We start from the raw sequence: 1,051 nt of genomic DNA, 5'->3' as shown, positions 1-1,051 counted from the left end.
ACGCTCCGCCGCCGCCACCAAATTGAGGCCAGGCGACATCACTTCCGTCGGCGCATGCGCCTCCAGATGATGCAGATCTAGCCCTGTAGTACTAGTTCGTAGTAGCCTTCGAGAGCATCAGAGCGTCGCTGTGAGCTGGTGACCTGCGACTTCTCGCCCGTCTGATGCAATTCCCGAGGGTTGTTGTAGCCCATGGTGGTGTTGATGTTCTTGTGTCCGCAGATCATCTGGGCGATATGGGGCGGAAGGCCGCTCAGTAGCGCGTCGGTGACGAAGATTCTTCGGAAGTCGTGGGGCTGGTAGTGCAGGGGTTGACCCGTGGCGTCGGTCAGCCTGGAGACATCGATCAGCTCGTTGAGTGACTTGCGGATCGCGGTTGCTGAGACGGCGCGGTCCTGGCCGCCGTATCGCCACTGGAACAGCACCGGCATCGGAGAGTTCCAGACCTTCTCCCCAGGGTCGTAGGACTCAACGAGGGGGATACGCCCGGAGGCGTCCCTGACCCTGCTGACGATCGTGCTGAGCACGTCAGCCAGTTCTGGAGTGACAAGAAGGAGGCGTTCCTCGTCGGTCTTGGAGGGGGCGATCTGCAGCAGCGGAACGAGTTCGTCAGTGGTCGGCAGCCTGTATTGGACAATGCTGTGGTGACTGACCTCCAGCATCTCCTCGATGCGGACGCCGGTATACCGGAGGAACTCCACCGAGGCCCATGCCCAAAACGCCCGTTGCTCGGCCTGCGCCAGGTGCCAGCGCCGGCCGCAGGAGTCGTAGGCGATGGATGCCGTGGCAGCATGGGTGGAGCTGCTGCCCACCGCCTTGGTGAAGGTCTCCCCGAGGACGGTGAAGGCAGCGCCAGGATCAGCGGCGCGGACGGCGTCAAGACGTTGCCTGGCCTCCTCGAGCCGTTGGGCCGCTGCTCGAAGCAGTGTCGGAAGCACAGGGAGGCGTTCGCGGGTCAGGGCTGATGCGTTCTCAGCTCGTGAGACCGAGCAGGTCGAGCGCGTGATCGGCGTGTGACCGGTAGTGGTCGGTCGCGGCAGCGATGTTGGTC

General features: G+C 63.5%; 1 protein-coding gene. It reads right to left on the bottom strand.

Features of this window, described 5'->3' with window-relative positions; genetic code table 11:
• Window positions 1–77: 77 nt before the first annotated feature.
• Window positions 78–1,051, bottom strand: a 974-nt coding sequence (locus tag ACZ38L_RS39670) for a tyrosine-type recombinase/integrase (protein WP_465703063.1), incomplete at its 5' end; no start/stop codon positions are given.

The organism is Kitasatospora sp. NPDC024654 (assembly GCF_055559155.1).
Note: the sequence above shows the minus strand (reverse complement) of the source record. Positions and strands in the feature narration are given on the sequence as shown.